Source organism: Devosia oryzisoli (assembly GCF_014837245.1).
Lineage (GTDB): Bacteria > Pseudomonadota > Alphaproteobacteria > Rhizobiales > Devosiaceae > Devosia > Devosia oryzisoli.
Window position 1 is genome coordinate 1 of the sequence record NZ_JACYFU010000009.1, and the last position, 4,259, is coordinate 4,259.

Annotated in this window: 4 protein-coding genes; all 4 read right to left on the reverse strand. The window is 65.2% G+C overall.

All coding sequences use genetic code 11. The features are described from left to right. Positions 1 to 1,378 (reverse strand): mannitol dehydrogenase family protein (locus IC608_RS17880; protein WP_191778326.1); only part of this gene is annotated, 1,378 nt, incomplete at its 3' end. Positions 1,379 to 1,532: 154 nt separating this feature from the next. Continuing rightward, on the reverse strand, positions 1,533 to 2,534 hold the full coding sequence (locus tag IC608_RS17885; protein WP_191778328.1) for an ABC transporter ATP-binding protein: 1,002 nt from the start codon (positions 2,532 to 2,534) through the stop codon (positions 1,533 to 1,535). Positions 2,535 to 2,546: 12 nt separating this feature from the next. Beyond that, positions 2,547 to 3,377 (reverse strand): carbohydrate ABC transporter permease, encoded by an 831-nt coding sequence (locus IC608_RS17890; protein WP_191778330.1) that lies wholly within the window; start codon positions 3,375 to 3,377, stop codon positions 2,547 to 2,549. 195 nt (positions 3,378 to 3,572) lie between these two features. Then, positions 3,573 to 4,259: carbohydrate ABC transporter permease (locus tag IC608_RS17895; RefSeq protein ID WP_191778331.1), on the reverse strand; the 687-nt coding region annotated here is incomplete at its 5' end.

The following is a 4,259-nucleotide window of genomic DNA, read 5'->3' on the forward strand; positions in this document are numbered from 1 at the left end:
TATTTCCGGCCAGTTCGCCGTAGATGTCGGTCATTTCGAGCCAGGCCTGGGGGTGCTCCTGAGCCTTTTTGGCCTGGGTGGTGAGGCGGTCCCAGCTGGGGTCGTTGGGTGCGATGACGGTGCCGCTGTCGGTGGTGCCGAAGCAGTAGCGGCACCACAGGGCCGACACCAGGGCCAGCCCGGTCAGCGAGGCGTTGGCGTTCGCCCGGTCGAGGGCGGAGGGGATGATGAACTTGGGCTGGCGGTTCGAGCCATCCAGCGCCAGGCGCCTTATGGTGTCGCCGATCTTGGGGTTGGCGAAGCGCTTTTCGCAGAGCGCGAAGTAGCCGGCGAGGTCGGTATCGGGCACCGGCGGCACGATGGGGATGATCTCTTCGGTTTCCACCTTGCGCAGGAAGGCAGAGATCAGCGGGTGCTCCATCGCCTCGTGCACGAAGTGGATGTCCATCAGACCGGCCGGATAGGCAATGGTGGCGTGGCCGCCATTGAGGATGCGGATCTTCATGTGCTCGTAAGGCGCCACGTCCTTGACGAACTGCACCCCGACCGTTTCCAGCGCCGGCCGGCCAGCGGGAAAATTGTCCTCGAGCACCCATTGCCTGAAGTCTTCGCAAAACACCGGCCAGGCGTCCTCGATGCCGAACTGCTCGGCCAGCAGCGTCTTTTCGCGGGCCGAGGTCGCCGGGGTGATGCGGTCGACCATGCCGTTGGGGAAGGCGACGGCGGTGTTGACCCAGTCAGGGAGCGCCGGATCGATCAGCCCGGCAAGCCCGGCGACCGCGTTCTGCGTCACGTGGCCATTGCCCGGGATATTGTCGCAACTCATCACGGTGAAGGGCGCGATCCCCGCCGCGCGGCGCTTGACGAGACCGGCCAGGATCAGGCCGAAGGCCGTCCTTGGCGCCCAAAAGTGGGCGGCATCATAGGCAATGTCGGGATGGGCGGGATCGAAGCGCTGGCTGGCAGGATCGATATAGTAGCCGCCTTCGGTGATTGTCAGCGAGACGATGCGGATGGCCGGATCGGTGAGGGCGGCGATGACCGCCTCGCTGTCTCCGGGCTCGAGGTAATCGATCATGACGCCGGTGACGCGGGCGCTGCTGCTGTCGGCTTCCTGCGCCACCACCGTGGTCAGCCAGTCCTGCCCGCCCAGGGCGTCGCGCATGGCCGCATCGGCGGCGCGGACGCCGGCCCCGATGATGGCCCAGTCGTGCCCGCTACCGGTGTTGAACAGGGCATCGAGATAGACCGCCTGATGCGCGCGATGAAAATTGCCGACGCCGAAGTGCACGATGCCGGCCGTCAGCTGCTCGCGGCGGTAATTGGGGGTCTTGGCCGTGGTGATGGATGGCAGGGTGGCGAGGGAAAGTCTGGTCATGTCAGTTCAACCCGGGAATGGCGCGGCGAACATTTTGACGCGCGATGCGGCACCTCCCCCTTTACGGGGGAGGATGGGAGTGGGTGCGGGAGCCCGGATGTCGCGGCCCTTGATCCCCCTCCCATCCGCTGGCAAGCCGGTCTGGCGCTCATGGTCAAATCGCCTTGCCCGCCGCGTCGAACTTGTAGATGCGGCTGGGGTCGGGGGTGAGGAACAGGGCCTGGCCATGCCGGAACGTCTGTTCGCCATCGGTCCGCACGGTCACGAGGCCCAGATCGGTCTGGACGTGGAGGAAGGTGTCGGAGCCCAGTTGCTCGGCCACCATGACCGTGCCGGCCCAGGTGCCCGCGCCGGGAGTGGTCGAGAGGGTAAAATGTTCGGGGCGGACGCCGATGGAGTGGGCGCCGTGCTTGCCGGCTTCCGCGCCCTCGACGAAGTTCATCTTGGGCGAGCCGATGAAACCGGCCACGAACCGGTTGGCCGGCTTCTTGTAGAGCTCGAGCGGGCTGCCGAACTGCTCCACAGTGCCGGCATTGAGCACCACGATGCGATCGGCCATGGTCATGGCTTCCACCTGGTCGTGCGTCACATAGACCATGGTGGTCTTGAGCTGCTGGTGCAGCTCGGTGATCTCGAGCCGCATGTTGACCCGAAGGGCGGCATCGAGGTTGGACAGCGGCTCGTCGAAGAGGAAGGCCTTGGGCTCGCGCACGATGGCGCGGCCGATGGCGACGCGCTGGCGCTGCCCGCCCGAAAGGGCCCGCGGGCGGCGGTCGAGATAATTGCCCAGGTTCAGGGTGCGCGCCGCGTACTCGACCTTGCGGTCGATCTCGGCCTGCGGCGTCCTGGCCATCTTGAGCGGGAAGGCGATGTTGTCGCGCACGCTCATGTGAGGATAAAGCGCGTAGGACTGGAACACCATGGCCAGGCCCCTCCGGGCGGGCGGCGCATCGGTAAAGTCCTGCCCATCGAGCAGGATCTTGCCCCTGGTGGTGTCCTCGAGGCCGGCGATGAGGCGCAGCAGGGTGGACTTGCCGCATCCCGAGGGGCCGACGAAGACGACAAACTCCCCATCCCTGATCTCGAGCGAGATGTCTGGAATGACCTGGACGTCGCCGAAGGACTTGTTGACGTGTTCGAGGGTGATGGAACCCATTCTTCTAGTCCTTTACTTTACGGCGCCGAAGGTCAGGCCGCGCACGAGCTGCTTCTGGCTGAACCAGCCCAGCAGCAGGATGGGGGCGATGGCGAGCAGGGACGCGGCGGAGAGCTTGGCCAGGAACAGGCCCTGCGGCGAGGAGAAGGACGAGATGAAGGCGGTCAGCGTGCCGGCGCGACCCGAGGTCAGCGTAATCGTCCAGAAAGCCTCGTTCCAGGCCAGGATGACGTTGAGCAGCAGCGTCGAGGCGATGCCGGGAACGGCCATGGGCACGAGGACGTGGACGATCTCGTTCCAGAGCTCGGCCCCGTCCATGCGGGCCGCTTCCAGGATGTCGACGGGGATCTCCTTGAAGTAGGTGTAGAGCATCCAGATGATGATCGGCAGGTTGATCAGCGTCATGATGATGGTCAGCCCATGCACCGTGTCGAGCAGCCTCAGATCGCGGAAGATCAGGTAGATCGGGATCAGCACGCCCACCGCCGGCATCATCTTGGTGGACAGCATCCACATCAGCACGTCCTTGGTCCGCCTGGTGGGCGAGAAAGCCATGGCCCAGGACGCCGGCACGGCGATGACAAGGCCCAGGATGGTCGAGCCGAACGAGACGATGATCGAGTTGATGGCGTGCTTGATGTAGTCCGAGCGCTCCTGCACGGCCGCGAAATTGTCCAGCGTGAAGCTGTGCGGCAGGACGGTGGGCGGGGAGGCAATGGCCTCGGCCTCGGTCTTGAAGGCGGTCAGCACCGTCCAGAGGATGGGCGAGAACAGCAGGAGGGCCACCGCCCAGGCGAGAACGGTGAAGCCGATCCGGGTTTGCACGGAGACGCGGCGGGCCATTAGTTTTTCTCCGCTGATACGTCAAAGGCGCCGGGGCCGTCGCTCCCTCTCCCCCCAGGGGAGAGGGTTGGGGTGAGGGGTGAAAGCTCATCGGCGAAAGCGCTGAAGCTGAACCCCTCATCCGGCCCTGCGGGCCACCTTCTCCCCTCAGGGGAGAAGGGAAGGCGCACGATGCGGATCATCTGGTCACACACTTTACGCATCGAGATTCTTCCCCACGGCGCGCATCAGGAAGATGGCGACGATGTTGGCGATGATGACGGCCACCACGCCTCCGGCGGAGCCGGCGCCGATGTCGTTGGACAGGATGCCGGTGCGGAAGACGAGGAAGGCGATGTTGGTCGACGCATAGCCGGGGCCGCCGCCCGTGGTGACCCGGATCTCGGCAAAGATGCCGAGCAGGAAGATGGTCTGGATCAGGATCACGATGGTGATGGCGCGGGCCATGTGCGGCATGATGATGTAGCGAAAGCGGTTGAGCGCATTGGCGCCATCCATCTCTGCCGCCTCGCGCTGTTCTTCGGACAGCGACTGGAGAGCGGTGAGCAGGATCAGCGTCGCAAAGGGCAGCCACTGCCAGGCGACGATGACGATGACGGAAAACAGCGGGAACTGGTTGAACCAGTCGACCGGCTGCAGGCCCACCGCCTTCCACAGGTGCCCGAGCATGCCGTAGCCGGGATGCATGAAGCCGTTCTTCCAGATCAGCGCGGCCACCGGCGGCATCACGAAGAACGGGGAGATGACGAGGATGCGCAGGATCCCCTGGCCCCAGACGGGCTGGTCGAGCAGCAGCGCCAGGAGCGTGCCCCCGATGATGGTGATGACAAGCACACCCCCCACCAGCAGCAGGGTGTTGACCAGCGCCTGGGTGAAGCTGGG